General features: G+C 59.0%; 28 protein-coding genes. 13 read left to right on the top strand and 15 right to left on the bottom strand.

What is annotated here, in order from left to right:
• Window positions 1-52: 52 nt before the first annotated feature.
• The 5 genes from RIdsm_RS26025 to RIdsm_RS26005 form a co-directional block, all read right to left on the bottom strand.
• Entirely contained in the window at window positions 53-841 is a 789-nt protein-coding gene (locus RIdsm_RS26025; protein WP_082647223.1) for a polysaccharide deacetylase family protein, read from the bottom strand.
• Window positions 828-1,757, bottom strand: coding sequence for a glycosyltransferase family 2 protein (locus RIdsm_RS26020; protein ID WP_057812054.1), 930 nt, complete (start codon window positions 1,755-1,757; stop codon window positions 828-830). The genes RIdsm_RS26025 and RIdsm_RS26020 overlap by 14 nt, the downstream gene beginning before the upstream one ends.
• A gap of 97 nt (window positions 1,758-1,854) precedes the next feature.
• Window positions 1,855-2,451 carry a Smr/MutS family protein gene (locus RIdsm_RS26015; RefSeq protein ID WP_057812056.1) on the bottom strand — a complete coding sequence of 199 codons (597 nt, stop codon included), beginning with the start codon at window positions 2,449-2,451 and terminating at the stop codon, window positions 1,855-1,857.
• The gene (mltA, locus tag RIdsm_RS26010; protein ID WP_057812058.1) at window positions 2,448-3,485 is read right to left on the bottom strand and encodes a murein transglycosylase A; all 1,038 of its coding nucleotides are present in this window, start codon (window positions 3,483-3,485) and stop codon (window positions 2,448-2,450) included. Before mltA ends, RIdsm_RS26015 begins: the two co-directional genes overlap by 4 nt.
• On the bottom strand, window positions 3,482-4,147 hold the full coding sequence (locus tag RIdsm_RS26005) for a Tim44/TimA family putative adaptor protein (protein ID WP_057812060.1): 666 nt from the start codon (window positions 4,145-4,147) through the stop codon (window positions 3,482-3,484). Before RIdsm_RS26005 ends, mltA begins: the two co-directional genes overlap by 4 nt.
• A 111-nt stretch (window positions 4,148-4,258) precedes the next feature.
• Here RIdsm_RS26005 and RIdsm_RS26000 point away from each other — a divergent pair, with 111 nt between their 5' ends.
• Together RIdsm_RS26000 and secB are read left to right on the top strand one after the other, a co-directional pair.
• On the top strand, window positions 4,259-4,753 hold the full coding sequence (locus RIdsm_RS26000) for an FxsA family protein (protein WP_057812062.1): 495 nt from the start codon (window positions 4,259-4,261) through the stop codon (window positions 4,751-4,753).
• 60 nt (window positions 4,754-4,813) lie between these two features.
• Window positions 4,814-5,326 carry a protein-export chaperone SecB gene (gene secB, locus RIdsm_RS25995; protein WP_057812064.1) on the top strand — a complete coding sequence of 171 codons (513 nt, stop codon included), beginning with the start codon at window positions 4,814-4,816 and terminating at the stop codon, window positions 5,324-5,326.
• Here the strand turns inward: secB and dnaQ are convergent.
• From dnaQ to RIdsm_RS25975, 4 genes are read right to left on the bottom strand one after another with little or no spacing between them, the layout of a single operon-like run.
• Window positions 5,323-6,021, bottom strand: a complete 699-nt coding sequence (gene dnaQ / locus RIdsm_RS25990) for a DNA polymerase III subunit epsilon (RefSeq protein WP_057812066.1) — start codon at window positions 6,019-6,021, stop codon at window positions 5,323-5,325. The genes secB and dnaQ overlap by 4 nt on opposite strands.
• Window positions 6,014-6,607, bottom strand: coding sequence for a dephospho-CoA kinase (gene coaE / locus RIdsm_RS25985; protein ID WP_057812068.1), 594 nt, complete (start codon window positions 6,605-6,607; stop codon window positions 6,014-6,016). Before coaE ends, dnaQ begins: the two co-directional genes overlap by 8 nt.
• Window positions 6,604-7,437: a shikimate dehydrogenase gene (locus tag RIdsm_RS25980; RefSeq protein ID WP_057812070.1), complete on the bottom strand. Its 834-nt coding sequence runs from the start codon at window positions 7,435-7,437 to the stop codon at window positions 6,604-6,606. Before RIdsm_RS25980 ends, coaE begins: the two co-directional genes overlap by 4 nt.
• Window positions 7,434-8,033 (bottom strand): Maf family protein, encoded by a 600-nt coding sequence (locus RIdsm_RS25975; RefSeq protein ID WP_057812072.1) that lies wholly within the window; start codon window positions 8,031-8,033, stop codon window positions 7,434-7,436. Before RIdsm_RS25975 ends, RIdsm_RS25980 begins: the two co-directional genes overlap by 4 nt.
• Window positions 8,034-8,451: 418 nt before the next feature.
• Between RIdsm_RS25975 and hemJ the strand changes: the two genes are divergently transcribed.
• The 7 genes from hemJ to RIdsm_RS25940 all read left to right on the top strand — a co-directional run bounded on the left by hemJ (window position 8,452) and on the right by RIdsm_RS25940 (window position 15,809).
• Window positions 8,452-8,892: a protoporphyrinogen oxidase HemJ gene (gene hemJ, locus RIdsm_RS25970; RefSeq protein WP_057812073.1), complete on the top strand. Its 441-nt coding sequence runs from the start codon at window positions 8,452-8,454 to the stop codon at window positions 8,890-8,892.
• A gap of 125 nt (window positions 8,893-9,017) precedes the next feature.
• Window positions 9,018-10,289, top strand: coding sequence for a transcription termination factor Rho (gene rho, locus RIdsm_RS25965; RefSeq protein ID WP_057812075.1), 1,272 nt, complete (start codon window positions 9,018-9,020; stop codon window positions 10,287-10,289).
• Between the two features lie 25 nt (window positions 10,290-10,314).
• Entirely contained in the window at window positions 10,315-11,601 is a 1,287-nt protein-coding gene (gene mnmE, locus RIdsm_RS25960) for a tRNA uridine-5-carboxymethylaminomethyl(34) synthesis GTPase MnmE (protein WP_057812077.1), read from the top strand.
• Window positions 11,602-11,604: 3 nt separating this feature from the next.
• Window positions 11,605-13,476, top strand: a complete 1,872-nt coding sequence (mnmG, locus tag RIdsm_RS25955) for a tRNA uridine-5-carboxymethylaminomethyl(34) synthesis enzyme MnmG (protein WP_074939919.1) — start codon at window positions 11,605-11,607, stop codon at window positions 13,474-13,476.
• Window positions 13,473-14,084: a 16S rRNA (guanine(527)-N(7))-methyltransferase RsmG gene (gene rsmG, locus RIdsm_RS25950; protein ID WP_057812080.1), complete on the top strand. Its 612-nt coding sequence runs from the start codon at window positions 13,473-13,475 to the stop codon at window positions 14,082-14,084. Before mnmG ends, rsmG begins: the two co-directional genes overlap by 4 nt.
• On the top strand, window positions 14,077-14,886 hold the full coding sequence (locus RIdsm_RS25945) for a ParA family protein (RefSeq protein WP_057812082.1): 810 nt from the start codon (window positions 14,077-14,079) through the stop codon (window positions 14,884-14,886). Before rsmG ends, RIdsm_RS25945 begins: the two co-directional genes overlap by 8 nt.
• A gap of 20 nt (window positions 14,887-14,906) precedes the next feature.
• Window positions 14,907-15,809 (top strand): ParB/RepB/Spo0J family partition protein, encoded by a 903-nt coding sequence (locus RIdsm_RS25940; protein WP_057812084.1) that lies wholly within the window; start codon window positions 14,907-14,909, stop codon window positions 15,807-15,809.
• On the opposite strand, the gene RIdsm_RS25935 is transcribed toward RIdsm_RS25940, so the two are convergent.
• The 4 genes from RIdsm_RS25935 to rph are packed head-to-tail and all read right to left on the bottom strand — an operon-like array spanning window position 15,799 to window position 18,623.
• Window positions 15,799-16,152: a YbaN family protein gene (locus RIdsm_RS25935; RefSeq protein WP_074939923.1), complete on the bottom strand. Its 354-nt coding sequence runs from the start codon at window positions 16,150-16,152 to the stop codon at window positions 15,799-15,801. The genes RIdsm_RS25940 and RIdsm_RS25935 overlap by 11 nt on opposite strands.
• A gap of 3 nt (window positions 16,153-16,155) precedes the next feature.
• Window positions 16,156-17,313, bottom strand: coding sequence for a radical SAM family heme chaperone HemW (gene hemW / locus RIdsm_RS25930; RefSeq protein WP_057812087.1), 1,158 nt, complete (start codon window positions 17,311-17,313; stop codon window positions 16,156-16,158).
• Window positions 17,306-17,914, bottom strand: a complete 609-nt coding sequence (gene rdgB / locus RIdsm_RS25925; RefSeq protein ID WP_057812089.1) for an RdgB/HAM1 family non-canonical purine NTP pyrophosphatase — start codon at window positions 17,912-17,914, stop codon at window positions 17,306-17,308. Before rdgB ends, hemW begins: the two co-directional genes overlap by 8 nt.
• Window positions 17,907-18,623 (bottom strand): ribonuclease PH, encoded by a 717-nt coding sequence (rph, locus tag RIdsm_RS25920; protein WP_057812091.1) that lies wholly within the window; start codon window positions 18,621-18,623, stop codon window positions 17,907-17,909. Before rph ends, rdgB begins: the two co-directional genes overlap by 8 nt.
• Before the next feature lie 123 nt (window positions 18,624-18,746).
• Between rph and hrcA the strand changes: the two genes are divergently transcribed.
• Both hrcA and RIdsm_RS25910 read left to right on the top strand, forming a co-directional pair.
• A complete protein-coding gene (gene hrcA / locus RIdsm_RS25915) occupies window positions 18,747-19,811 on the top strand; it encodes a heat-inducible transcriptional repressor HrcA (protein ID WP_057813240.1) in 1,065 nt (354 codons plus the stop codon).
• A gap of 10 nt (window positions 19,812-19,821) precedes the next feature.
• Entirely contained in the window at window positions 19,822-20,382 is a 561-nt protein-coding gene (locus RIdsm_RS25910) for a nucleotide exchange factor GrpE (RefSeq protein WP_057812093.1), read from the top strand.
• A 4-nt stretch (window positions 20,383-20,386) separates the two neighbouring features.
• On the opposite strand, the gene mutS is transcribed toward RIdsm_RS25910, so the two are convergent.
• Entirely contained in the window at window positions 20,387-23,002 is a 2,616-nt protein-coding gene (gene mutS, locus RIdsm_RS25905) for a DNA mismatch repair protein MutS (protein WP_057812095.1), read from the bottom strand.
• Window positions 23,003-23,167: 165 nt separating this feature from the next.
• Here mutS and RIdsm_RS25900 point away from each other — a divergent pair, with 165 nt between their 5' ends.
• Together RIdsm_RS25900 and RIdsm_RS25895 are read left to right on the top strand one after the other, a co-directional pair.
• A complete protein-coding gene (locus tag RIdsm_RS25900; protein ID WP_057813242.1) occupies window positions 23,168-25,423 on the top strand; it encodes an NADP-dependent malic enzyme in 2,256 nt (751 codons plus the stop codon).
• Between the two features lie 6 nt (window positions 25,424-25,429).
• Entirely contained in the window at window positions 25,430-26,299 is an 870-nt protein-coding gene (locus tag RIdsm_RS25895; RefSeq protein WP_057812097.1) for a ribokinase, read from the top strand.
• Here RIdsm_RS25895 and msrA read toward each other — a convergent pair.
• Complete coding sequence (msrA, locus tag RIdsm_RS25890) at window positions 26,296-26,961, bottom strand: peptide-methionine (S)-S-oxide reductase MsrA (RefSeq protein ID WP_057813244.1); 666 nt, start codon at window positions 26,959-26,961, stop codon at window positions 26,296-26,298. The genes RIdsm_RS25895 and msrA overlap by 4 nt on opposite strands.
• Window positions 26,962-26,989: the final 28 nt, after the last annotated feature.

Here is a 26,989-nt window from a genome sequence, read left to right as displayed (position 1 = left end):
TCCCATTTCCCTTGAAATGCAGGCATTAACTCCCGATTCGCGGCCTCGGGCGTCAAACCCCGGTCCGCACCCCCGCACGCTCCGTTAACATCCGCTCCCAGGCGGCCCCCACCGGCAGAATTTCGGCCCCGAGCGCCCTGGCACGCCCCAGAAGCCCGGCCAGCACCTCCGGCGTGACCCCGTAATCGCTGGGCTCCGCGGCCACGTCATGCGTGAACAAGATCACCCATCCCCCCGCTTTCGCCGCCCGGCCCATCGCCGCCTCCGCCCGCGCAATCCGCGCCGCATCCGGCCGCAGGTCAAACGCCGCCAACTGCACCCGATCGCTCTGTTTTCCGTTGATCCCGGGCAGGACCCCGCGCGCCGTAAGCACCTTGTCCGCAAGGGTTTTCTTGATCGCAAGGCTGGTCGCTCCAAAGGGATAGGCAAAGTGCCCGGCGGGCTCCTTCCCGATGATCTGCGACAACTCTTCGCGGTTCCGCGCGATATCCTTGAGCACGTCCGCGGCGCTCATCCGGCTCATGTCTTCATGCCCGTGCCCATGCAGCGCAACCTCGTGCCCGGCCTCCGCAAGCCGCCGAATATCGGCGGCGTCGGCAACCCGTCCGCTCACGCCATCACCGCCAAGCAACCCGGTCGCAATGTAATACGTGGCCCTGGCGTCGCCAACGATCTCGGCCCCTTGCGTGACCGCCGAAACCGGCGCATCGTCAAAGCAGACGGACAGCACGAAACCCCTTGTTTCCAAGCCCAAAGGCGCCACCGCACGCCCCGCCGCCCACCGCCGCGCCACCCGCTGCAGCAGGCCCCGCGACGGCTGATAAACGTCAGTGTCCGGCACGGTGCAATTCGCTCCCGTAAAGCCCCGCCCGGTACACTTTCAACGCCAGAAGACGCACCCGCGGCGGCACCACCTGCGCGTTCGCACACCCCCGCGCCACGAAGACAAGAACCCCGCATCCCGGCAGCCGCGAGAACTGGCACGCCCAGCGATAGATCGGCATCCGCGCCACGGCATCCGGGTGGCTTTCCAGCATACGAAGGAAATTCTGTACCGACTCCATGTACTTGCGCAGGATCGACGGAGTCGTATCCAGCCCGATATGAACGGCCGGGTTGTCGATGTGCTGAACCGGATACCGGTTCACGATACGCAGGCCCCAGTCGACATCTTCCCATCCCCAGCCATTGAACCCCTCGTCAAAACGCACGCTCTCGGCAATGGCGCGATGCATGAAGATGTTCGAGGTGAACACGTACCGCCCCGGATCAGCCGACCGCACCTGCGCGGGCAGACAGTCCGATACCATGGACTGGAGCGCATGCAACCGCGTGGCGCTGGTGACAGCCTGCGGATCGATCTGGAACCCGCCCACGATGCAACACGGCCCGCTTTGTTCTTTCGCCGCCGCACGATACGCATCGAGAAACCCGGGCCCCGGCAACCTCATGTCGCAGTCCATCAACAAGAGCCAGTCGCCTTCGGCCACCGCAAGCAGGCTGTTCCGGGCCACCGACCGGCCCCTGTTCTCGAAGCCTTCGATCAGCGTGGTGCGCCCCGGAAACCGGGCGAGCGCATCCTTGATGCTGCGGATCAAGGCCGGATCGCCCGAGCCATCATCGTAGATCCGAAGCGCGGCACGTTCGGCCCCGTTCTGCTGTGCAAGCTGAAGAATGAGCGGCGTCGGATCGGTCTTGTAGACCGGTATGCAGATATCGATGTCGCTTGTTCGGTGGGAACGGCGGGATGCAATCATCTTTTCCAAGCTCTTTGACGAAATCAACGTTCGCCGCTGATAACAGTGAGCTTGGGCTTCTCTTGGGCGGAAATATGGCGACCGGCGGGTCTTCCAGCTACCTCTTTCGGCGCAGGTAGACGTAATAGGCCCCGCCACCCCCGTGGCGCACATGCGCCTCGGAAATCTGCAGCACCATCTGGGACAGGGGCGGCGTCTGCAGCCAATGGGGCACGGTGTGGCGCAACACCCCGGGTCGCCGGGGGATGGGGCCATCATCCGGTGACTCCCGGCCCTTGCCCGTGATCACCAGAACAAGCCGCCGGTCACGCGAGAAGGATTTCATGATGAACGAATGAAGCGCCGGCCTGGCCTGGTCGAGTGTCATGCCGTGCAGATCGATCCGGGCCTCGGGCTTGAGCTTGCCGCGTTTCAGGCGATCATAGGCCTTCCTGTCCATCTTGACCGGGGCCGCCGCGATCTGTTCCGGCATGCCGGGAAGAACATCGTGGCGCGCAGGTTTGCCATTGGCCTTCTGACCGATCTCGAACCGCTCGATCGGCTCGCGGGCCGGGGGTTCGGCGGCCTTCTTCTCACTGCGAAACGGCAAGTCATTCTTGGACTTTGACGGCTTCGACGGGTGCATTCGCTCCGTTGTCCTGGCCACCCTGCTCCAGAGCTCCAGCTCGTCCGGCCGCAATTTGCGCCGGCTCACTGATACGGCTCCGTTGCCGTGGCAAAGGCACGCTGGATCGGCAGCAGCACGACCATCCGGCCGGGATCCTTCAGCATACCGGCCGCCTTGCCAGCCGCATCACCGGTACCGAAAAAGACGTCGGCCCGCTGCGGCCCCTTGATGGCCGATCCGGTATCCTGTGCGATCATCAGCCGGTTAAAGGGATCTGCGCCTTTTTTTTCGACCCAGACAGGTGCACCGAGCGGGGTATAGGCCGGATCGACGGCGATGGTTCGCTTGGCCGTGACAGACCGGTTCATCGCGCCAAGTGGGCCGGCCTCGGGCGGTACCTGGTCGACACGGCGAAAGAACACGTAGGAGGGGTTGTGAAACAAAAGCTCGCGCCCTTCCTGCGGATTGCGCTTGACCCAGTTCTTAATGACCTCGGCCGAAACCTGGTGCGGCTTGTATATCCCCCGGCGGACAAGTTCGACACCGATGGAACGGTACGGGTGACCATTCGAGCCTCCATACCCCACGCGAATGCGCCGGCCGCTTGGCAGACGTATGCGGCCCGATCCCTGGATCTGAAGGAAGAAAAGCTCCACCGGATCATCAACCCAAGCGATCTCGTACCCCTTTCCGTTCATGTAATCGCCAGTTTCGATCTCTCGACGGGTGAGCCACGGGTTCGCAACCTTTGCGACCTCCGGTTCGCGATAGAGCGGATAGCGATACCGGGCGCTGGGAGACAGCGCGCCATCGAGTTCGGGTTCGAAATAGCCGGTGAAAAGGGCCTTGCTGTCATTCTCGATCAGCATAGGGCGGAAGAAGAGCTCGAAGAACGTCTTTGCGTCGGGGTTCTGCTGGGCCAGGGCACAAAGCGAGCTCCAATCCGGGTCACGCAGGTCGGGGCAGGTGACAAGAAACGCTTCGAGTGCCCGCTCGTGGGTATCGAAGTTCCAGCCTTCCAGATCATCGAATTCAAGGATCTTGTGGGTGACGTCCTCAGATGCGGCGGTCGCAGCCGCCAGCATCCAGAGGCATATCGCCGCCCACAAGTGCCGGATCATTCGCCCGTCGCAACAAGCCGCCAGTTGGGATCGCCCGACCCCATGACCCGCTCAAACGTCCAGGTGTCTTTCTGGCGTTTGGATTGGCCCGGCTTGCCCTCGATGATCTCGCCATTCTGATCTTTTACGACGGAAATGAGCTCGCCGATGAACTTGACGGTCACTTCGGCTCGGTTGGAAGTGTTGTCGAACCGGGCGTCCGCCAGGGTCGTTCCGCGCACGCCCACGAATTCGGCTTCGACCGTCAGGCCCTGTTCCTGACGCGAATCCACGACCTGAGCAAAAGCCTCGTAGACGTCTTCGGCGAGGAACGGCGCAACTTGATCCAGGTTGCCGTTCTCGAAGGCCATCAGGATCCATTCATAGGCGCCGCGGGCGCCTTGAAGGAAGTCGGTCACGGTAAACGACGGCTCGATACGCTTCATGTCGGCAAGCGCGGCAGCAGCTTCGGAATCTTCCGGGACATGGTCGGTGATGTCGTGATCCGGCCCGCCTTCGATCACCTCGAATTCCTGTCGTCGGTCACTCTTGGCAGGCTCGGACGCACCGCGACGCGGCGGACCTTCGAACCCGTCCCGCGTGCCAAGGACGCTTTTCAGGCGCAGGATCAGGAATATGGCAATACCTGCCAACACCAAAAGCTGCAGTAGCGGGGAATTCATAGGCACCTCTTCACATGCGGGGCATGGTAACACATGGTTTGCAAACCTATGTAGGTGACAGATGCAGGCAAGTCCACCGTACAGGGTGGGCTGCAAGACGAGGTTTTTACAATGTGGTTGTTCCTTGCGTTCCTTACGGTTCCGCTGATCGAGATTGCCCTGTTCATTCAGGTGGGCGGCGCGATCGGATTGTGGCCGACGCTGGGGATCGTGGTGCTGACGGCGGTCATCGGTACATGGCTGGTCCGCACCCAGGGTGCCATGGCGATGGGGCAGTTGCGCTCTTCTTTTTCGCGGCTGGATGACCCGTCCGAACCGCTTGCCCATGGCGCGATGATCCTGATCGCCGGTGCGCTGCTTTTGACGCCGGGCTTTTTCACCGATGCCGTCGGCTTTGCCCTGCTGATGCCGCCTGTACGCCACGCGGCCTTCAATTACCTGCGCAAGCGCGTTCATGTTCAACGGTTTGACATGGGTCCTGAAGGCCCCGGGCGACAACCTCCGCATCGGCATCCTCAAGGACCGGACATCATCGAGGGCGAATATGAAGACCTCGATCTCGGCGACCGTCCGAACCAGGGGCCGTCAGGCTGGACTAGGCATTGAGGCCCGTTTGCCTTCCTGCTAAGGCAACTCTCGATTTAAGTCCGCTTTTTGGAGAGCTCCATGGCCGAACAGGAAAACGGCGGCGCGCAGCCGCAACAGCCCCAACAGCCGCCGCAGGTCAAGATGAACATCGTGACCCAGTTCGTGCGGGACATGTCCTTCGAAAACATCCTCGCACAGCAGGGCACAGGCGGCGAAGTGACGCCGGATATAGAGGTTTCGGTAAACCTTGACGCAAAGAAGCGTCAGAATCCCGACACCTACGAAGTCACGACCAAACTGCGTGTAAGCTCCAAGAACAAGGGAACCGAGCAGCAGCTTTTCCTGCTCGAACTTGAATATGCCGGTGTCTTTCACATCGAGGGTGTGCCGGATGACCAGCTGCACCCGTTCCTTTTGATCGAATGCCCGCGGATGATGTTCCCGTTCCTGCGCCGGATCGTCAGCGACGTGACCCGCGACGGGGGCTTCCCGCCGCTGAACCTTGAGAACATCGACTGGGTTCAACTGTACCGGAACGAGATTGCCCGCCGGCAATCGGCCTCGGGCCAGCCCGAGACGCCTGACGCTTAACCGGTTTTGTTCCACATCGCGCCGTCGCCCATCGCCTCGACAAAGGCCGCGTGGGCGGCGGCTTCGTCTTCGCTCAACCGCGAGGGCAGGGCGTTCGGGCGCGGTTGAGGGCGCCATGAACTGTCAGCTTCCACCTGAGCGCTGGCGGATGAAGACTGACCCGTTGTCATTCCCAGGTCCGGTTGGCGGCCGCCAATGAGCTCCAGATAAACCTCGGCCAGGATCTCGGAGTCGAGCAGGGCGCCGTGCAGGGTGCGCGACGAATTGTCTATGCCGAACCGGCGGCACAGCGCATCGAGGCTGGCCGGCGATCCCGGGAACTTCTTGCGCGCGATATCCAGAGTATCGATTGCCTGTTCCCATGGAATCGAAGGCAGGTTGACCCAGCCAAGCTCGGCATTGATGAACTTCATGTCAAAGGCGGCGTTATGGATCACCAGCTTCGCATCGGCCACGAAAGTCACAAAATCCTGTGCGATCCGGGCAAAGACCGGTTTGTCGCGCAGGAAATCATCGCCAAGCCCATGCACTTCGAACGCTTCCTGCGGCATCGACCGTTCGGGATTGATGTATTGGTGATAGGTGCGGCCAGTCGGCATGTGATTGTACAGCTCGACAGCCCCGATCTCGACGATACGGTCGCCTTCCTCGGGCTTGAAGCCGGTGGTTTCGGTGTCGAGGACGATCTCACGCATTGGCCAGTCTGCTCCTGATTTGTTTCACCACATCCTGAACCTGTTCGCGGGCATGCTCAACCGTGTCGGTGACGATGATGAAATCGGCGCGGCGGCGCTTTTCCTCGTCGGGCATCTGCTTGGCGAGGATGGCCTCGAACTGCGCTTCGGTCATGGTGCCGCGTTCGAGGACACGTGCGCGCTGTACACCCGGCGGGGTGGTGACGCAAACGGTTGCATCCATGGATTTCTCGCCCCCGGTTTCGAAAAGGAGGGGGATGTCGAGTACAGCGATATCGGTGTCGGCTGTCCGGAGAAAGTTCTCACGATCCTGGCCTACCAACGGATGTACAATCGCCTCTATCTGGGCGAGGGCGCCTGGGTCTTTGCCGATAATATCCTTGAGACGCGGGCGAGACACTACGCCGTCTTCGATGGCTTCGGGGAACGCCTTGGCAAAGGGTTCGACGGCCGCCCCGCCTTTACTGTAAAGGCGGTGAACTGCGGCGTCGGCATCCCAGACAGCACAGCCTTCTTCGGCGAAAAGCCTCGCCGTCGTCGATTTGCCCATGCCGATGGATCCTGTCAGGCCCAGCAGAAAGATCATCGAAGCGCCGCGGCCCGTGTTGCGCTGTCGACCTCGGGACGCACGCCGAACCAGCGCTCGAATGCCGGAACGGCCTGATGCAGCAACATTCCCAGCCCATCGACGATATGACAGCCCATCTCCTCTGCCTCGGCAAGGAATTGGGTCTTGAGCGGAGCATAGACGAGATCGTTGACAACGGCGCCAGGTCGCAGACCGTCGAGAGGCACGCGCAAGGGCGGTTTTCCGATCATGCCCAACGACGTCGTGTTCACCACGGTCACGGCATCATCAAGCATGTTGCCGGCTTGAACCCAGTCAACCACGGTCAGTCGCTTGCCGAAATCCGCCCGGAGCGCTTCGGCCCGTACCTTGGTACGGTTGGAAATCAGGATCTCTGGCACGCCTGCGTCGAGCAGGGAGGCAACAACTGCGCGCGCGGCGCCACCTGCGCCGAGAATGGCGGCCGGGCCGGATGACGGTTCCCACTTGGGGGCGTTTTGCCGGATATTGTTGATGAAGCCGTAGCCATCGGTATTGTCGGCGTGAATCTTGCCGTCTTGCCGGAAGATCAACGTGTTCGCAGCGCCTATCAGTGTGGCCCGATCGGTGATCAGATCAGCGATCTCCAGCACTTTTTCCTTGTGGGGGATCGTGATGTTGACCCCCACGAACCCCATCTTGGGAAGCGTTCGAAGAACGGTTTCGAGGTCTTCGGTATCTACCTCCATCGGGATATAGAAGCCGGGCAGGCCGTTGACCTTGAGCCAATGGTTGTGAAGCTGGGGCGACTTGGAGTGCGCCACCGGCGACCCGATAACCGCGGCAAGTGGGATCCTTGTATTGCTCATGTTTCTATAACCCCACGTAGTCCCAAGAAGGCCAAGAGTTCCAACAACGGCAGGCCGAGGACGCAGAAGTAATCGCCCTGCACCTGAGAAAACAGTCTAACACCCTCTTCTTCAAGCTTATAGCCGCCTACGGAATGACGGATGCTGTCCCAGTTGCGTTGCAGATACGTCTCGAGGTATTCGTCGGAAAACGCCTTCATCGTCAGCCGCACGACACCGACATGCCGCCAGACCGGCGCACCATCTTCATAGATCACTGCGGCAGACAAAAGTTGATGCGTGTCACCGCGCAGTTGGAGAAGTTGGTTTTTTGCCTCCTCCGGAGTTTCGGGTTTTCCCAGAATATCGCCGCGATGCGCCAGAACCTGATCACAGCCTAGAACCAGTGCACCTGTATCGCGCATGGCAACCTTGCGCGCCTTCATCTCGGCCAGCGCGTCGGCGATGTCGCGCGGCGGGGCTGCCTCGGCTTGCATGGCCTCGCGGAGAGACACCTCATCCACCCGGGCCGGTTGAACGTCGAAGGTCACGCCAGCGTTGCGGAGCAATTGCTGCCGGATTTCCGAGCCAGAGGCGAGCACAAGTTTCTGAACCATGTGGATAAACCGAGGGATTATTGTTGGTCTGATCGTGGACTGAAGCCGGACATTTCCATGCCATCGATCGGGGTGCAAGATTTCCCATTGGTCCCGGGAAAATCTTCGACGGTTATCAGGTTGTGGGGAAGGATAAACTGCATCGGGGGAGGAGTTCGATTACCAAGGCGTTGACCAAAATTCTATCCACAAGGCCGAGCTTCATCATTACTAGAGTAACACTTTGAATTATCTGTATTTATCCAACTATTTTAGATATCTTTCCTGATTTTTCTACAACTTTGCCCACATCCCCAAAGAATGTTCATATTTCTGTTGAGAACTGCGTAATCCACAGACCCGGGGCTCCCAACAAACACATCATCCTTTCTTCTTTCTTTTATTATTATTAGGAGGAACGGAAACACCGGGGCGCCCCATGACAGACCTGCTTGCAATAGCTTACCCTTGGATCAAGGCATTTCACATCATGGCCGTGATTTCCTGGATGGCAGGCATTTTCTATCTGCCAAGGCTGTTCGTTTACCATGTAGAGCAGAAGAACGGTGTAGATCCGATCTTCGAGATGATGGAAGAGAAGCTTCTTCGCGTCATCATGAACCCGGCGATGGTCGTCACGTGGGTGCTAGGGCTCTGCCTTGTCTTCACGCCTGGCATTGTCGACTGGGGTTCCGTCTGGCCGTGGGTCAAGGCAGCGGGTGTGCTTGCAATGACGTGGTTCCATCATTGGCTTGCGAAAAGACGGAAAGACTTCAAGGAAGGCCGGAACACTTTGACCGGGCGGCAGTACCGGATGATGAACGAAGTACCGACGCTTTTGATGGTGGTGATTGTTCTGGCCGTGGTCGTGCGCTTCTGACTTTCGTTGACATGAGGGGCGTGTCTCCTTATATCCGCCGACAGGCTCCCGTCCGGGACGCTGGTTTTCCATGAATGAAATTGGTTGACGCGCACGATACGTGCCGAGCCAAAAGGTGTCTTCCCATGTCCCAAGACCGTTTGAACCTGTCGGATCTGAAAGCTCAGACCGCAGCAGACCTGCTCGCCATGGCCGAGGAGCTCGAAATCGAGAACGCCTCGACGATGCGCAAGGGCGAAATGATGTTCCAGATCCTTCGCGAGCGGGCGGATGAAGGTTGGACGGTCTTTGGCGATGGGGTGCTAGAGGTCTTGCAGGACGGGTTCGGGTTCCTTCGTTCGCCGGAAGCGAATTACCTTCCCGGGCCCGATGACATCTATGTCTCGCCCGATACGATCCGTCAGTTCTCGTTGCGGACAGGGGACACGGTCGAAGGTGAAATCCGTGCGCCTGACGACAACGAGCGGTACTTCGCACTGACCAATGTCAGCCAGATCAACTTCTCTGATCCGGAACACGCGCGTCACAAGATTGCGTTCGACAACCTGACACCGCTCTATCCGGATGAGCGGCTGAAGATGGAAATCGAGGACCCGACGATCAAGGACAAGTCAGCCCGGGTCATCGACCTGGTTGCGCCGATTGGTAAAGGTCAGCGTTCGCTTATCGTGGCACCGCCGCGGACGGGTAAGACGGTGATCCTTCAGAACATCGCGGCCAGCATCGAACGTAACCATCCGGAGTGCTACCTGATCGTCCTGCTTATCGACGAACGGCCGGAAGAGGTGACGGACATGCAGCGTTCGGTGAAGGGTGAGGTGATTTCATCGACCTTCGACGAACCTGCTGCGCGGCACGTTGCCGTGGCCGAGATGGTCATTGAAAAAGCGAAGCGGCTGGTCGAGCACAAGCGAGATGTTGTTATTCTTCTCGATTCTATCACAAGACTTGGTAGGGCATACAATACCGTTGTTCCGTCGTCAGGCAAGGTTCTGACGGGTGGCGTCGATGCGAACGCGCTGCAACGACCGAAACGCTTTTTCGGTGCTGCACGGAACATCGAGGAAGGCGGGTCGCTGACCATCGTGTCGACCGCACTGATCGAAACCGGCAGCCGGATGGACGAAGTCATCTTCGAAGAATTCAAGGGCACCGGTAACTCGGAACTCGTGCTCGATCGGAAGATTGCTGACAAGCGTGTCTTCCCGGCGATTGACATTCTCAAGTCAGGGACGCGGAAAGAAGATCTGCTCATTGACAAGGGAGATCTGCAGAAGACGTTTGTTCTGCGCCGCATTCTCAACCCGATGGGCACGACCGATGCGATCGAGTTCCTGTTGAGCAAACTCAAACAGACGAAGACGAACTCGGAATTCTTCGACTCGATGAACACCTGACCGGGAGCCTCTGCGGAGGGCGCTCATGGACACGATTTTCGCTCTTTCGACGGCGCCGGGCAAAGCCGGTGTCGCGATCATCCGCGTGTCGGGACCGGCCGCGCATGATGCCGTGCGATCGCTTTGCGGAGATGTACCGGTTGCACGCCAGGCGTCTTTACGTGTCCTGCGGGATCGAGAAGGCCGGCGACTGGACGAAGCCTTGATCCTTACTTTCGAGCAGGATCGCAGTTTTACTGGAGAGGTTTCCGCTGAATTCCAGGTTCATGGCAGCACGGCCGTTACCACGGCATTGCTGGATGAATTGGGCTCCATGGATGGGTTGAGGCCAGCTGAGGCAGGGGAGTTTACCCGACGAGCCCTTGAGAACGGTATGTTGGACCTTGCTCAGGTTGAGGGCTTGGCTGATCTTATCGATGCGGAAACCGAGGCTCAGCGGCGTCAGGCGATGCGCGTGCTGTCCGGCGATCTTGGTCAAAAGGCCGAGGCTTGGCGGCGTAGCTTGATTCGTGCGGCTGCGCTTCTCGAGGCCACGATTGACTTTGCAGATGAAGAGGTTCCGGTCGACGTGTCGCCGGAAGTTGGTTCGCTGGTTATGAACGTGGTCGAAGAGCTACGAAGAGAAATCGATGGAGTTGGTATTGCGGAACGTATTCGCACCGGGTTCGAAGTAGCGATCGTTGGAGCTCCCAACGTTGGGAAGTCGACGCTGCTCAATGCCCTGGCGGGGCGGGATGCTGCGATTACGTCAGAACACGCGGGAACAACTCGGGATGTTATTGAGGTACGTATGGATCTTGGCGGATTGCCGGTAACGTTGTTGGACACCGCCGGCCTTCGCGAAACTGAAGATGCCGTGGAATCCATCGGGATCGATCGAGCGCGGAACCGTGCTGATCAAGCTGACCTTCGCGTCTTTTTGGTTGAGCCTGGGCAAGTTCCGGAAATCCAACCGATGGACGATGACATCGTTTTGACCGCCAAGTCTGATCTGAATTCAGACGTAGGGAACGGGATTTCCGGGAAAACCGGCGAGGGGGTGACAGGTCTCGTGGATCGTATCAGGGAGACCTTGGCGGCCCGGGCTACCGGGAGTGGTGTAGCAACGCGCCAACGTCACAAGGATTCCATGGGGCGCGGTATGGTTGCTCTTGAGGCTGCCTTGCAGCTGCTGCCCATGGGGGAAGACTGTGCCGACCTTGCGGCAGAGGAGCTTCGGACAGCTATCCGTGCTCTTGATTCTCTGGTAGGACGCATCGATATCGAGAATGTTCTGGACGAGATTTTCGCGAGCTTCTGCCTCGGGAAGTAAGGAGTGTTTCACGTGAAACATTTTGACGTCATCGTAATTGGCGGCGGTCACGCTGGCGCGGATGCAGCGCATGCAGCTGCACGAATGGGCGTGCGCACAGCGCTGATCACTCTTTCCCGAGACGGTATTGGGGTCATGTCTTGCAACCCCGCGATCGGTGGCTTGGGCAAGGGCCATCTCGTGCGTGAGATCGACGCGCTGGATGGGGTCATGGGGCGTGTCGCGGATAAGGCCGGCATCCAGTTTCGTCTTCTCAACCGCAGGAAAGGCCCGGCTGTTCAAGGCCCGCGTGCGCAGGCGGACAGAAAGATCTATCGGGAAGAAATGCTTGCAGAGATGACTGCTCAGCCGAACCTCGATATCATCGAGGGCGAAGCTGCGGATTTCATCATGCAAGGTGATTGCGTGGCGGGCGTCATCCTCGCGGATGGGAGCGAGGTCAGGGCCGGCGCCGTCATCCTTACAACGGGTACGTTTCTCCGTGGCGTGATACATATCGGGGACGTATCGCGGCCAGGTGGTCGCATGGGAGATAGGCCATCCGTCAAGCTTGCGGAGCGGATTGACACTTTCGGATTGAACCTCGGAAGATTGAAGACAGGAACGCCCCCGAGGTTGGACGGAGCAACGATTAACTGGGACGTTCTTGAAGAACAGCCGGGGGATGAAGAGCCGGTTCTGTTCTCTTTCATGTCAGAGGGGATTTCCGCGCGCCAGGTGTCATGCGGCATCACCCACACGAATGAAACGACACACGAGATCATTAGACAGAATCTTGACCGGTCTGCGATGTATGGAGGCCATATCGATGGCGTCGGCCCGCGCTATTGTCCCTCGATCGAGGACAAGATCGTGCGTTTTGCAGACAAGACCTCGCACCAGATCTTTCTCGAGCCGGAAAGCCTGTCTGATAACGTGGTTTACCCCAACGGGATTTCCACGTCGTTGCCAGAGGAGGTTCAGGAAGACTATGTACGGTCAATTGTTGGACTGGAAGCCGCTCGAATCCTTCAGCCTGGCTATGCGATTGAGTATGACTACGTTGACCCTCGAGCGCTCGATGCGACGTTAGCCGTGAAATCCGTTCCGGGCTTGTATCTTGCGGGACAGATCAATGGCACAACGGGCTACGAAGAAGCGGCAGCTCAAGGGATTGTGGCTGGCTTGAACGCGGCATTGGCTGTTCGTGAAAGGGAACCGGTGATCTTTAGTCGGTCGGACAGCTATATTGGCGTGATGGTCGACGACCTGATCACGCGGGGTGTGACGGAGCCCTATAGGATGTTCACATCTCGTGCCGAGTTTCGCCTTTCCTTGCGCGCAGACAATGCCGATCAGCGATTGACGCCGATCGGGGTTTCGATTGGCTGTGTCGGTGATGATCGAAAGGCGTCATTCCAGGATAAGATGGATAGGCTGGGGGAAGCTCGGCGTCGCCTTGGTGACAAGAGCTTCACGCCGAGAGAGCTTACGGCGATTGGCTTGAAGGTGAATCAGGACGGTTCGCGGCGTACTGGTTTCCAGTTGCTTGCCTTCCCCGATATTGATTTCAGAACCCTGCTCAAACTTGATGAGAGCTTGTCTGACGTCGACGAAATTACCCGATCGCAGATCGAGAAAGACGCCTTGTATGCGAATTACATCGAACGGCAGAACCGTGACGTTGAGATGATGAAGCGTGATGAGGCTCATGCAATACCAGTCGACTTCGATTTCGGCGCGATTGACGGGCTTTCAAATGAGCTGAAGGCCAAGCTGTCTGCCACGCGGCCGTCAAATCTAGCCCAGGCTGGTCGAATTGATGGAATGACTCCAGCTGCGTTGACGTTGGTTCTCGCGCGTTTGCGGCATTTGAAACGTGAGAGAACCGCATGAGCGGCGCGGAGCCGTGGGGTGTTTCACGTGAAACAATGGATCGGTTGGAGGTCTATGCGGAACTTCTGAAAAAATGGAATCCGCGGATCAACCTGGTGGCAAAATCCACGATCGACGATATATGGCATCGGCATTTCGAGGATTCAGCTCAACTTTACCATCTTGCTCCACATCCTGTTGAACATTGGGCGGATCTTGGTTCAGGGGGCGGCTTTCCCGGCTTGGTGATTGCCATCATGGCACTGGAGAACGACACACCGAAGCGCGTGACGCTTGTTGAGAGCGATGCCCGCAAATGCGCTTTCCTCCGAACAGTTATTCGGGAGACCCGAGCGCCTGCGACGGTCGTGACCGACCGGATCGAGGCGATCACGCCACTCGAATGTGATGTCCTGACCGCGCGAGCGCTGGCTGATCTTTCGCATCTGATGGAGTTTGCGGAGCGCCATCTTTTGCCCGAGGGCACGGCACTATTTCCAAAAGGTGCGTCATGGAAAAAAGAGATGGCTGAAGCTCAACAGAAGTGGAACTTCGAGCACCGGGTTGCTAAGAGTAAGACCGAAGATGGCCCCGTAATATTGAGCATTGCAGGAGTTGCCCGTGTCTGATCCGACCCGGCCGAAAACACCGAAAATCATCGCTGTAGCCAACCAGAAGGGTGGCGTGGGCAAGACGACAACAACCATAAACCTTGGTGCAGCGCTGGCCGAATCCGGGTGCCGCGTGCTGATTGTGGATCTCGATCCACAAGGCAACGCCTCGACGGGTCTGGGCATCGAGCCCGACGCGCGGACATACACGACATACGATCTTCTTCTGGATGAGGTTGATCTTGAGGATGTCGTTCTGAAGACCGGGGAAGACAACCTTCAGATCATTCCCGCAACGGTCGATCTCAGTTCGGCCGACATCGAACTTATTTCCAACGAAAAGCGCAGTTTCCTGCTTCATGACGCGCTGCGTCAGCCGGCGATCGACCAGTTCGGCCTTGATTACATACTGATTGATTGTCCGCCTTCGCTGAATCTTCTGACGGTCAATGCGATGGTGGCAGCGCACTCTGTCCTGGTTCCTTTGCAATCGGAGTTCTTTGCGCTCGAAGGGTTGTCGCAACTGATGTTGACTGTTCGGGAAGTCCGCCAGTCTGCCAATCCAAGCCTTCGTATCGAAGGGATCGTGCTGACCATGTATGACATGCGCAACAACCTCTCGGCGCAGGTCGAAGAAGACGCGCGTCAGAACCTCGGAGACCTCGTGTTCAAAACTCTGATCCCGCGAAACGTTCGTGTCAGCGAGGCGCCGTCGTACTCGGTGCCGGTTCTGCGGTATGACACGGCGTCAAAAGGGGCACAGGCGTATCGCGAATTGGCAGCCGAGATGATCCGCAACCAAACGCCCGTGGCGGCATAAAAAACAAGGGAGAGGCCGGGATGGCAGAGAAGAAACCCAAGCGCGGTCTTGGACGCGGGTTGTCGGCATTGATGGCAGACGTGAACGAGGGGCATGGCGAAGAGGCAGGAGACGCCAAACAACCTGATCGGGTCATCCCCATCGAGATGATCGCTCCGAATCCCGACCAGCCTCGGCGCGCATTCGATCCAGAGGCGCTGGAAGACCTGGCTGCGTCGATCCGCGAAAAAGGCATCATTCAGCCGCTTATTGTTCGCCCGAGTCCAAAGTCGGAAGGGCAGTTCGAGATCGTCGCGGGTGAACGGCGCTGGCGCGCTGCGCAAATGGCGAAGCTGCATGCCGTGCCGGCACTAATTCGAGAATTCGATGACACCGAGGTTCTCGAGGTCGCGATCATAGAAAACGTCCAGCGGGCTGATCTCAACGCTGTGGAGGAAGCCGCCGGCTACAACCAACTGATGGAAAAGTTTGGCCACACACAGGAGCGTCTTGCCACGGCACTTGGCAAGAGCCGTAGCCATATCGCGAACTCTGTGCGTCTTTTGACACTTCCGGACGAAGTACAGACCTATGTGCGCGAGGGAAAACTATCGGCCGGGCACGCACGGACACTTGTGACCGCGGATGATCCGGTGGCCCTGGCCAAGCAGATCATCAAGAAGGGCCTGTCGGTTCGCGAAGCGGAGAAGTTGGCCAAGTCGGAAAACAAGAGTGTCTCGTCATCCGGAGCCAAAACGACCCCGACGGCCAAGTCGGAAAAGGATGCCGACACCAAGGCGCTTGAAGGAGACCTGTCAGCAGGGCTCGGAATGAAAGTACTGATCGATCACAAGCCGGGAAAAGAAAACGGCCAGATCGTTATCGCCTATGACACGCTTGAGCAGCTTGACGATCTTTGCCGGATCCTGAGTGTCAGTAGCTAGGTCTTGTCCACAGAAAGATAAGAACACAACTGAGAACGCTCGCCTGAATTAACAGGATCATCGGGCGCAGACCGAGAACCAAGGACAGGGCGAAAACCGCTGCAATAGACACGGTCGCAAGTTTTTTCGCTCTTAAACTTACTGCACCCCTTTCTCGCCAGTCGGTGATGGCGGGGCCGAATTGCGGGTGCGTCAGAAGCCAATGATGAAGTCGTTCCGAAGAACGCGCGAAGCAAAACGCGGCGAGGAGCATGAACGGTACGGTGGGAAGAAGAGGCAAGACAACACCAACAAGCCCAAGGCCAATGCAGAGCAGTCCCAAGACAAGCCAGACGATCCGCATGGTTTAATCCGAGAGAAGCTCTTTTATCACGGCGTTGAGGACCATCCGGCCCCCGGCAGTGGCCCGAATATAGTGTCTGTCCTGCACGATCATGCCGATCTCCTCGAGCCGAGTCAGCGTGTTGGCTGACAGGTCCTTTTCAGACATAGCCTTGTACCGCCGTGCATCAATGCCATCGGTGAGACGAAGGCCCATCATGAGATACTCGTCGGCTTGATCTTGGCCCCCAATCGCGCTTCGGTCTTCAACTTTCTCGGAAGCCTCTACCCCGGCAAGCCATTTTCCTGGTTGCCAGAACGCCTCGGTGGCGTGGCGTTGACCATCAAGTGTGATCCGTCCATGGGCCCCGGGCCCAATTCCGCAGTAATCACCATAGCGCCAATAGACAAGGTTGTGCCGGGATTCCGCACCAGGTTTGGCATGGTTGGACACCTCATATGCCGGAAGGCCCGCTGTACCGCAGATTTCTTGCGTCGCCTCGTACAAATCGCCGGATCGGTCGTCATCGGGCAAACCGCGCAGTTTTCCTCGTTCAAATCGCTCTCCGAAGGCCGTACCAGGTTCAATGGTGAGCTGGTAAAGAGAAAGATGATCCACGGCCATCGACAAGGCTTCTTTGAGTTCACTGCGCCAGGCTTCGACTGTCTGATCCTGGCGCGCATAGATCAGGTCAAAACTCACACGATTGAAGAATTTTCTTGCGATATCAAACGCTTGGTAAGCTTCGGCAACTGAATGAATGCGCCCGAGCTTGCGCAGATCAGCATCGTTCAATGCTTGAACGCCCATGGAAACCCTGGAAACGCCGGCGTCTGCATACGCTGAAAAGCGCCCCGCTTCGACTGAGCCCGGGTTGGCTTCCAGCGTGACTTCAAGGTCGTTCGCAACGGGCCAGCTTTTGCGGATTCGCTCAAGAACGTCAGAAACAACGCTGGGATCCATCAGGCTGGGCGTGCCGCCACCGAAGTAAACCGTGTTCAACACACGGTTCGGGAGCATTTCCGCATAGCGATCTATCTCGGATAAATAGGCTCTCTTCCAGCGGTTCTGGTCGATGTTTCGGGTGACGTGCGAGTTGAAATCGCAATAGGGGCATTTGGCTTCGCAGAAAGGCCAGTGAATGTAGAGGCCGAAGCCACCATTCTGCCAATCGTCAGTCAAAGCAGCCCTGCACGAGCTTGGCGAAGGCGTCGGCCCTATGGCTGATGCGGTTCTTTCCCCAGCGATCCATCTCACCGAATGTCACATCATACCCGTCCGGTTGGAAAACCGGGTCATAGCCGTGGCCTTCGCTCCCCCGCATGGGCCAGACGATGCGTCCTTCCACGGTTCCGGGAAAGACTTCATCATGTCCGTCGGGCCAGGCGAGCACGAGGGTGCAGCAGAAGCGCGCCGTCCAGGGTTGGGGGGCTTGGGCCTGAAGCAGCTCGTCATGCGCCCGCGTCATCGCCATAACGAAGTCTCGTCCGGTTTCCGTTTCAGCCCAATTCGCTGTCCAGACACCCGGCCGGCCGCCTAGAGCGTCGATCTCGATACCGCTATCATCGGAAAGCGCCGGCAGGCCGGTGGCTTTGGCCGCGGCGTGAGCCTTGATCCGGGCATTTCCGACGAACGTGGTTTCGGTTTCCTCTGGCTCAGGCAAGTTTTTTTCGGCGGCGCCCAAGACACCGACGCCGTAAGGCTCCAACAAATTGCCGATTTCTTCCAGCTTGCCGGCGTTATGCGTTGCGACCAGAAGTGTATCGCCCGAAAACTTACGCATTGACCGCCGCGTTCTGTGCTTCGACCAGTTCGCGAACGCCCTTGTCTGCAAGATCCATGAGTTGATCCATCTGAGAGCGCGAGAAGGTTGCGCCTTCAGCGCTCATCTGAACCTCGATCAGCTGGCCCGACGCGGTCATGATGAAGTTTCCATCGACGCCGGCATCGCTATCTTCGGGATAATCGAGGTCCAGCACGGGTTGCCCCGCGTAAATGCCGCAGCTGACAGCCGCAACAGGGTCGGTCATCGGGTCGCTGATAACGTCACCGACTTTCATCAGCTTCTGAACCGCGAGGCGAAGCGCGACCCATCCCCCGGTGATCGAGGCGCAACGGGTGCCGCCATCGGCCTGGATGACGTCGCAGTCAACCGTGATTTGCCGTTCGCCCAGCGCAACCCGATCAATCCCGGCCCGAAGGCTACGGCCGATCAGCCGCTGAATTTCGACAGTACGCCCGCCTTGTTTGCCCGCCGTGGCCTCGCGCCGCATGCGGCTGGTGGTCGACCGGGGCAGCATACCGTACTCCGCCGTTACCCAGCCAAGGCCTGATCCCTTGATGAACGGCGGCACGCGGTCTTCGATCGTCGCGGTGCACAAAACATGCGTGTCACCGACCTTGATCAGGCACGAGCCTTCTGCATGTTTCGTAACCCCGGTTTCGATTGAAACCGGACGCATCTCGCTTAAGTCTCTCCCGGAAGGCCGCATGGCAAATACCTCGTTATTTGGTGCGTTGGGGATACATGTCCGCCATCGGCATGCGCAACCCCGATTGACGTTTTCATTTGTCCGTCTTTAATGGCGGATCACGTAAGAAGGATGTCCTTCGGCATGAACGACGCAGGCAAGGTTCTCGAAGAGATGAACGCGCGCTCGCGCGAAGTGTTTCGTCGCGTCGTCGAAACTTATCTCGCAACGGGCGATCCTGTGGGCTCTCGCACGTTGACGCGCAACATGAGCGAGAAGGTCAGCGCTGCGACAATCCGCAATGTGATGCAGGATCTGGAGTATCTTGGCCTCCTCAATAGCCCGCACGTTTCCGCAGGCCGTATCCCGACGCAAGAAGGCTTGAGGATGTTCGTGGACGGGCTACTCGAAGTCGGCGACCTGAATAGCACGGACCGGCAGATGATCGATGCCACACTCGGAAGCAATTCCGATGATGTTGGCACGGCGCTTGACCGGATCGGCTCGGCACTTTCCGGTGTGACCCACGGCGCGTCCCTGGTGCTGGCGCCAAAGCATGAAGCGCCGATCAAGCATATCGAGTTCGTCGGCCTCGGACATGATCGCGCGCTTGTCGTCCTCGTTTTTGCCGACGGACATGTCGAAAACCGTATATTTACGCCGCCACCGGGCCAAACGCCCAGTTCGATGCGGGAGGCGGCGAATTTCCTGAACGCGCTGGTCGAAGGAAAGACGCTGTCCGGCCTTCAATCGGTCATCGCCAAGGAGATCGAGTCACGCCGGCAGGAGATTGACCAGTTGGCCCAGCAACTGGTCGAAAGCGGCCTCGCCATCTGGGAGGGCGAATCAGACAACTACGAAAGGCTGATCGTGCGCGGACGTTCGAATTTGCTGAACCCCGAGACCGAGGAAGAGGACCTCGACCGTATCAGAACGCTGTTTGACGACCTCGAGCGCAAGCGTGACATCGCTGAATTTCTCGAACTCGCCGATGAGGGCGAGGGCGTGCGAATTTTTATTGGCTCAGAGAACAAACTTTTCTCACTTTCGGGTTCCTCTTTGGTGGTCTCTCCATATATGAACGCTGACCGAAAGATTATTGGCGCGGTGGGCGTGATTGGCCCGACGCGCTTGAACTATGGCCGCATCGTGCCGATCGTTGACTACACGGCGCAGATCGTCGGCAAACTGATCGCGGACCGAAGTTAGAGGTGCAAGAATGGCAGAGCGTGACGAAGACCGGTTCCTGGACGATATCGCCGAGGCGGAGGCAGAAGTAGAAGCTTCCATGGCGGATGACGGCCCGGAGGAACAGGACGAGGTCGAAACGCTAAGGGCGGAACGCGATGCCCTGCAGGACAAATTCATGCGGGCGCTCGCCGATGCCGAAAACGCGCGGAAACGCGCGGCGAAAGACCGGACAGAGGCGGAGAACTACGGCGGTTCCAAATTGGCTCGTGACATGTTGCCGGTCTATGACAACATGAAGCGTGCCGTCGAATCCGTGACCGATGAACAGCGCGAGGTGGCTGGCCCCATGATCGAGGGGATCGAGCTGACCATGCGCGAGTTGATCAAGGTCTTCGAAAAGCACGGCATCCGGGTCATCGATCCGCAGGTCGGCGACCGGTTTGATCCGCAACAGCACGAGGCGATGTTCGAAGCGCCGTTGCCTGGCACGAAGCAGGGCGACATCATCCAGGTCTCGGCACAGGGATTCATGCTTTACGATCGAATTCTGCGGCCGGCACAGGTGGGCGTGTCTTCTTTCCAGAGCTGATGCGTCAGCCTTTCAGAAGGCCTTTCAATTCGTAGACAAGTTCGAGCGCTTCTCTCGGCGTCAACTCGTCGGGTAGGATTTCACCGAGCCGTTTCTCCGCAAGTGAGGTTTCTGTCGGTGCCTTGGGTTGCGGCGGCGGGCTCGCGGCGAAGAGCGGCAGGTCGTCGATAAAGGCTTCTCGCTTGCCGTGTCCTTCGCGTTCGCCTTTTTCCAGGGCGTCCAGAACGACGCGCGCCCGATCGACCACGGATTGCGGCAAACCGGCCAGCTTGGCCACCTGAACCCCATAACTCCGGTCTGCAGCGCCACGGCGCACCTCATGCAGGAAAATAACGTCGCCTTCGTGTTCCTTGACGGCGACCGTGGCATTGTCGACGCGCTCCAGCTTGTCACTGAGATTGGTCAGTTCGTGATAATGCGTGGCAAACAGGGCGCGGCAGCGATTGATTTCGTGCAAATGCTCCAGCGTGGCCCAAGCAATGGAAAGGCCGTCATACGTCGCCGTGCCGCGCCCGATCTCGTCGAGAATGACCAGGGCATGATCGTCGGCTTGGTTGAGAATGGCGGCGGTTTCCACCATCTCGACCATAAAGGTCGAACGCCCACGGGCCAGGTCGTCAGACGCGCCGACCCGGCTGAAGAGCTGGCTGACCATGCCGATATGAGCAGAACGCGCCGGAACGTAGGCGCCCATCTGGGCCAGCACGGCGATCAGTGCGTTCTGGCGAAGGAAAGTCGACTTGCCGGCCATGTTCGGGCCGGTAAGAAGCCAGATATCGCTGTCGTCGCCGAGGGCGCAGTCGTTTGCGATGAAAGGGTCGCCGCCTTGCGACCGAAGCGCGCGCTCCACCACCGGGTGGCGCCCTCCTTCAATCAGAAGCGCGCGGCTCGCGTCGACCTTGGGCCGGCACCAGTTTTCGGATCGAGCGAGATCTGCAAGCGCGGTCGCCAGATCGAGCTCTGCCAAGGCCGTCGCGGTTTGGGATAGCGATGCCGACTCGTCCAGTATCGACGCTTTCAGGCTTTCGTAGAGCCTTTTTTCGATATCGAGAGCTCGCCCGCCGGCATTCAGGATCTTGGTTTCCATCTCGCTTAGCGGAACCGTGGTGAACCGGACCTGATTGGCAGTGGTCTGGCGGTGTTTGAAGGTTTCGTTCAGTGGAGCAGAAAGCATCTTTTCGGCATGCGTCGCCGTGACTTCGACGAAATAACCCAGAACGTTGTTGTGCTTGATCTTCAGGCTCTGAATGCCGGTAAGCTCGACGTAATCTGCTTGCATGCCCGCGATCACGCCACGACCTTCATCCCGAAGGCGGCGCGCGTCGTCGAGTTCTTGGTCATATCCTTCCGCGATGAACCCCCCCTCGCGCGCGAGGAGTGGAGGCTCCGCAACTAGGGCTTGGTCAAGAAGATCGAGCAGTTCGTCATGGCCAGACAGGTCGCGCACGGCACGCGTCATCAGATCAGGCAGGTCCATCCCGCCGATGAAACCGGCGATCTGCGCGGCTTGGGTCAGACCATTGCGGATCGCGGCAAGGTCTCGCGGTCCGGCACGATCGACACCAAGCCGTGAAAGGGCCCGATCAAGGTCCGGTACGCGCCGCAAGGCCTCTCGCAGATCATTGCAGAAACGAGACTGTTCCACGGCAAAAGCCACGCAATCCTGCCGTTGCTGAACCACGTCGAGCACGCGTGATGGAGATGACAAACGCCGCTCCATAAGTCGTCCGCCACCGGCTGTCACCGTCCGGTCGACCGCAGCCAGAAGCGAACCCGACCGTCCGCCCGAAAGCGCGTGGGTCAATTCGAGATTGCGGCGCGTGGCAGCGTCTATCTGCATGACACGTGCCTGCGCTTCGCGGACAGGCGTGCGCAACAGCGGCAGTTTGCCCTTCTGCGTTATCTCCAGGTACTCGACCAGTGCGCCCATGGCGGCAATTTCCGGCCTCGTGAAACTGCCGAAGGCCTCGAGCGTTTCGACACCAAACAACGCGCAAAGCCGATCGTTCCCACCCGTACTGTCAAAGGCAGACCGACCCAGAGGTGTCACCGAAACACCGGCCTCGGCGGTCACGTCCTCCAGGTTCAACTCATCGGTTTCCGAAAGGATCAGCTCGCTGGGCGCCAATCTCGCCAGTTCCGGCCCCAAGCGAACCTCGGGCAAAGGCATGACGTGAAAGCTACCTGTCGAGATATCGACCCATGCCAGCGCGCTTTCCCCGCGGACGCGTGAAAAACTCGCGAGGAAATTATGACGCCTGGCCTCCAGCAGGCTCTCTTCGGTCAGGGTGCCCGGCGTGACCAAACGCACGACATCGCGCTTCACCACCGACTTCGACCCACGCTTCTTTGCTTCGGCCGGGTCTTCCATCTGTTCGCACACCGCCACGCGAAAGCCCTTGCGGATCAACGTCAACAAATATCCCTCGGCGGAATGCACCGGCACCCCGCACATTGCGATATCTTCTCCCAGATGCTTGCCCCGTTTCGTCAGCGCGATATCCAGCGCCTCGGCTGCCGCAACGGCATCGTCGAAAAAAAGTTCGTAAAAATCGCCCATCCGATAGAACAGGAGAGCATTGGGATACTGCCCCTTGATCTCCAGGTACTGCGCCATCATCGGCGTCACGGCTGGCTTCTGCGACGTCACGATTTCCCCCGTTCCTACTTCGCCAGACCTTACAAACGGCGCGTCGCGGGCGAAACCCAATTCTCACCACTGTTGAGCCGCAGGCAAACCCCCGGTAAGGATCAACCGACACATCGACAAATGACAGCGGACACCATGCCCAATCCCAAGTTTTCCCGTGAAGAGGCGCTTGCCTTCCACCTCGAACCCACGCCCGGCAAGTTCGAGGTAACGGCGACCGTGCCGATGACCACGCAACGCGACCTGTCGCTGGCGTATTCTCCCGGTGTGGCGGTGCCTTGTGAAGAGATCGCGCGAAATCCCGAACTTGCCTACGATTACACGAACAAGGGCAACCTGGTGGCAGTGATTTCCAACGGGACGGCGGTGCTCGGTCTCGGCAATCTCGGCGCTCTGGGCTCGAAGCCGGTGATGGAAGGCAAGGCGGTGCTGTTCAAGCGGTTCGCTGACGTCAATTCCATCGATATCGAGCTCGATACCGAAGATCCGGAGGATTTCATCAAGGCGGTCAGGCTGATGGGCCCGACCTTCGGTGGCATCAATCTCGAAGATATCAAGGCACCGGAATGCTTCATCATCGAGCAAACGCTCAAGGAACAGATGGATATTCCGGTCTTTCACGACGATCAGCACGGCACGGCGGTGATATGTGCGGCGGGGCTCATCAATGCGCTGCACCTCTCGGGTAAGAAGATCGAAGATTGCCGTATCGTTCTGAACGGCGCCGGCGCCGCAGGCATCGCCTGTATCGAACTGCTCAAGTCCATGGGCGCACGGCACGAAAACTGCATAGCCTGCGATACCAAGGGAGTCATATATCAGGGCCGCCAGGACGGCATGAACCAGTGGAAGTCGGCCCACGCGGTGAGTACCGAGCTGCGGACGCTGGAAGAGGCAATGAAGGATGCCGACGTCTTCCTCGGCGTGTCGGTCAAAGGTGCGGTGACGCAGGACATGGTCAAGTCGATGGCTCCCGATCCGGTGATCTTCGCCATGGCCAACCCTGATCCGGAAATCACCCCGGAAGATGCGCACGAGGTTCGGCCCGACGCCATCGTTGCAACCGGCCGGTCGGACTATCCCAACCAGGTGAACAATGTCCTGGGCTTTCCGTACCTGTTCCGCGGCGCGCTCGACGTGCATGCACGGGCGATCAATGACGAGATGAAGATCGCCTGCGCTCATGCCCTTGCCCGGTTGGCGCGAGAAGACGTGCCTGATGAAGTGGCGATAGCCTATGGCAGGAAACTGTCTTTCGGGCGCGATTACATTATTCCTACACCCTTCGACCCGCGCCTGATCCACACGATCCCGCCGGCCGTGGCCCGCGCCTGTATGGATACCGGCGCCGCACGGCGACCGATCGTGGATATGGACGCCTATGAACTTGCGTTGAAATCGCGGCTCGATCCAACCGCGTCCATCATGAGGTCGATCAATGCACGGGCCCGCAATGCCCAGGCCCGAATGATCTTTGCCGAGGGTGATGACCCCCGCGTGCTTCGCGCCGCGGTGCAGTACACCCGCACGGGCTTTGGACATGCGGTTGTGGTTGGTCGCGACGAAGACGTGAAACAAAAGCTCGAGGCTGCCGGTCTTGGCGATGCCTTCGACGAGATCGAAATCACCAACGCCGCCAAGACCGAGCACCTCGAGGAATACAAATCCTTCCTCTACGGCAAACTGCAGCGGCGTGGTTTCGACCAGCAAGACATTCACCGCCTCGCGGCACGTGACAGGCATGTGTTCTCGGCCCTGATGTTGGCCCACGGTCATGGCGACGGTCTCGTGACAGGAGCGACGCGCAAGTCGGCCCATGTCCTCGACCGGATCAATCACGTTTTCGACGCTGACGCTGAACATGGGGCCGTCGGTGTGACGACGCTCTTGCACAAAGGTCGGATCGTCATGATCACCGATACGCTGGTGCATGAATGGCCGGACGAGGAAGACCTTGCGAACATTGCCGAACGGGCAGCCGATGTGGCGCGCGGCCTTGGGATCGAGCCGCGCGTGGCGTTCGTGTCGTTTTCCACCTTCGGGTATCCCAGGTCAGAGCGGGCCGAGAAGATGCACCGGGCGCCCATGGTCCTTGAAGCGCGCGGGGTCGATTTCGAGTTCGAGGGCGAGATGACGGTCGACGTGGCCCTGAACAAGGCTGCCCAGGATTACTATCCGTTCCAACGCCTGACCGGCCCGGCGAACATCCTCGTCGTACCGGCCCGGCATTCGGCGTCGATATCCACCAAGCTTATGCAGGAAATGGCCGGAGCGACCGTGATCGGACCGATCCTTGCGGGTATCGACAAATCGATTCAGATTTGCTCTTCGACGTCGACGGCCAGTGATATTCTCAACATGGCAGTCCTGGCGGCGTGCAAGGTGGGATAAACACCGATGATCTATAACCTGGGGTCGATCAACGCGGATTTCTTTTACAGGATGCCGCGTTTGCCGGGCCCGGGTGAAACTTTGGCCGCAACGGCGATGTCTTCGGGGCTCGGCGGGAAAGGTGCAAACCAATCCGTTGCCGTGGCGAGAGCGGGCGCCAGGGTGCGCCACATAGGATCAGTCGGAAGCGATGGCCGATGGCTTGTCGATCAACTGGCCGCGGCAGGGGCCGATGTAGCCGGTATCCGGATCAGCGACCTGCCGACCGCCCATGCCATCGTGATGATCGACAGCGCCGGCGAAAACCAGATCGTTATCTACCCCGGCGCCAATCACGATCAATGCCCCGAGCAGATCAAAGCTGCCTTTGCAGAGGCCAGCCCGGGCGACTGGCTCTTGCTGCAGAATGAGACCTCGCACCAACTGGAAGCCGCCGAGATGGCAAATGGTATCGGGATGTGTGTTGCTTATTCGGCAGCGCCGTTCGACGCCGATGCCGTCGCGCGTTTACTGCCGCATCTGAGCCTTCTCATAATGAACGAGGTCGAGGCGGGGCAATTGACCAAGGCACTTGGAAAACCGGTCTTGCATTTGCCTGTGGCGAATGTGCTGATCACGAAAGGCGCCAAGGGAGCCGATTGGCATGACACACGCTTACTGCAAACAGTCTCTATTCCGGCCTTTTCGGTAGACCCGGTGGATACAACAGGGGCAGGCGATACGTTTGCCGGCTACGCCGTGGCTGGTCTGTCGCAGGGAATGAGCCCACAAGGTGCCCTGCGGCGTGCCGCAGCCGCTGCGGCGATCTCCGTGACGCGACCCGGGACGGCAGATGCAATACCGACCCTCGTCGAAGTCGAGGCCTTCCTCGCCTAGCTGCCGGTGAACGGTGCGTCGGCGCCCCAAAGCTGCCGAATACGTTTGTCGCGGTTACAGCCTTCGCGATAGAACTTGTAAGCGGTCGATTGCTTTTTCGGACCTGCGCGGGTGAACACCAGCTTAGACCCTTTATAGTAATCTTGGTGATAATCCTCGGCCTTGTAGAAGGGCGATGCTTGGAGGATCGGAGTCACTATGTTTCGCCCAAGCTCCTGACCTGCGTTTGCCTTGGCGGCCTCTGCCGCCTGGCGCTCGGCGGCATCTTTCACGAAAATCGCCGTCCGATAGCTGGCGCCACGGTCACAGAACTGGCCACCGGCATCGGTGGGGTCGACTGAGCGGAAAAACATGTGAAGAAGCTGTTCTTCCGACACCTGGCCCGGGTCATAATAGATCTGCACCGCCTCGTAATGGCCTGTGCCGCCGCGGGTGACTTCCTTGTAGGTTGGGTTTTTCGTCGTTCCGCCGGTGTAACCTGAGACAACCTCTTTCACGCCTCGGACGCTTTCGAAGTCGGCTTCGACGCACCAGAAACAGCCGCCGGCAACGGTCAATATTTCGGTCCCGGCCGCTCGGGCCTTGGTGCACTGCACCCCGACACCCACAACGATGAGCCCGGCAAGCAGAACGGCTTTGACTTCCTTGAACTGCATGATCATGAACGTGACCTCCATATTGGACGAGGCC

Origin of the sequence: Roseovarius indicus, assembly GCF_008728195.1 — a bacterium.
GTDB lineage: Bacteria > Pseudomonadota > Alphaproteobacteria > Rhodobacterales > Rhodobacteraceae > Roseovarius > Roseovarius indicus.
The sequence above is the reverse complement of the archived record's forward strand: the minus strand, read 5'-3'. Positions and strand labels throughout refer to the sequence as shown.

What these genes read in the sequence shown, in the direction of transcription:
- RIdsm_RS26020 (WP_057812054.1), bottom strand. Translation starts at nt 1,757, where the DNA reads ATGATTGCATCCCGCCGTTCCCACCGAACAAGCGACATCGATATCTGC.
- mltA (WP_057812058.1), bottom strand. Translation starts at nt 3,485, where the DNA reads ATGATCCGGCACTTGTGGGCGGCGATATGCCTCTGGATGCTGGCGGCT.
- RIdsm_RS26005 (WP_057812060.1), bottom strand. Translation starts at nt 4,147, where the DNA reads ATGAATTCCCCGCTACTGCAGCTTTTGGTGTTGGCAGGTATTGCCATA.
- RIdsm_RS26000 (WP_057812062.1), top strand. Translation starts at nt 4,259, where the DNA reads ATGTGGTTGTTCCTTGCGTTCCTTACGGTTCCGCTGATCGAGATTGCC.
- secB (WP_057812064.1), top strand. Translation starts at nt 4,814, where the DNA reads ATGGCCGAACAGGAAAACGGCGGCGCGCAGCCGCAACAGCCCCAACAG.
- dnaQ (WP_057812066.1), bottom strand. Translation starts at nt 6,021, where the DNA reads ATGCGTGAGATCGTCCTCGACACCGAAACCACCGGCTTCAAGCCCGAG.
- coaE (WP_057812068.1), bottom strand. Translation starts at nt 6,607, where the DNA reads ATGATCTTTCTGCTGGGCCTGACAGGATCCATCGGCATGGGCAAATCG.
- RIdsm_RS25980 (WP_057812070.1), bottom strand. Translation starts at nt 7,437, where the DNA reads ATGAGCAATACAAGGATCCCACTTGCCGCGGTTATCGGGTCGCCGGTG.
- RIdsm_RS25975 (WP_057812072.1), bottom strand. Translation starts at nt 8,033, where the DNA reads ATGGTTCAGAAACTTGTGCTCGCCTCTGGCTCGGAAATCCGGCAGCAA.
- hemJ (WP_057812073.1), top strand. Translation starts at nt 8,452, where the DNA reads ATGACAGACCTGCTTGCAATAGCTTACCCTTGGATCAAGGCATTTCAC.
- rho (WP_057812075.1), top strand. Translation starts at nt 9,018, where the DNA reads ATGTCCCAAGACCGTTTGAACCTGTCGGATCTGAAAGCTCAGACCGCA.
- mnmE (WP_057812077.1), top strand. Translation starts at nt 10,315, where the DNA reads ATGGACACGATTTTCGCTCTTTCGACGGCGCCGGGCAAAGCCGGTGTC.
- rsmG (WP_057812080.1), top strand. Translation starts at nt 13,473, where the DNA reads ATGAGCGGCGCGGAGCCGTGGGGTGTTTCACGTGAAACAATGGATCGG.
- RIdsm_RS25940 (WP_057812084.1), top strand. Translation starts at nt 14,907, where the DNA reads ATGGCAGAGAAGAAACCCAAGCGCGGTCTTGGACGCGGGTTGTCGGCA.
- RIdsm_RS25935 (WP_074939923.1), bottom strand. Translation starts at nt 16,152, where the DNA reads ATGCGGATCGTCTGGCTTGTCTTGGGACTGCTCTGCATTGGCCTTGGG.
- rdgB (WP_057812089.1), bottom strand. Translation starts at nt 17,914, where the DNA reads ATGCGTAAGTTTTCGGGCGATACACTTCTGGTCGCAACGCATAACGCC.
- rph (WP_057812091.1), bottom strand. Translation starts at nt 18,623, where the DNA reads ATGCGGCCTTCCGGGAGAGACTTAAGCGAGATGCGTCCGGTTTCAATC.
- hrcA (WP_057813240.1), top strand. Translation starts at nt 18,747, where the DNA reads ATGAACGACGCAGGCAAGGTTCTCGAAGAGATGAACGCGCGCTCGCGC.
- RIdsm_RS25910 (WP_057812093.1), top strand. Translation starts at nt 19,822, where the DNA reads ATGGCAGAGCGTGACGAAGACCGGTTCCTGGACGATATCGCCGAGGCG.
- mutS (WP_057812095.1), bottom strand. Translation starts at nt 23,002, where the DNA reads ATGATGGCGCAGTACCTGGAGATCAAGGGGCAGTATCCCAATGCTCTC.
- RIdsm_RS25900 (WP_057813242.1), top strand. Translation starts at nt 23,168, where the DNA reads ATGCCCAATCCCAAGTTTTCCCGTGAAGAGGCGCTTGCCTTCCACCTC.
- RIdsm_RS25895 (WP_057812097.1), top strand. Translation starts at nt 25,430, where the DNA reads ATGATCTATAACCTGGGGTCGATCAACGCGGATTTCTTTTACAGGATG.
- msrA (WP_057813244.1), bottom strand. Translation starts at nt 26,961, where the DNA reads ATGATCATGCAGTTCAAGGAAGTCAAAGCCGTTCTGCTTGCCGGGCTC.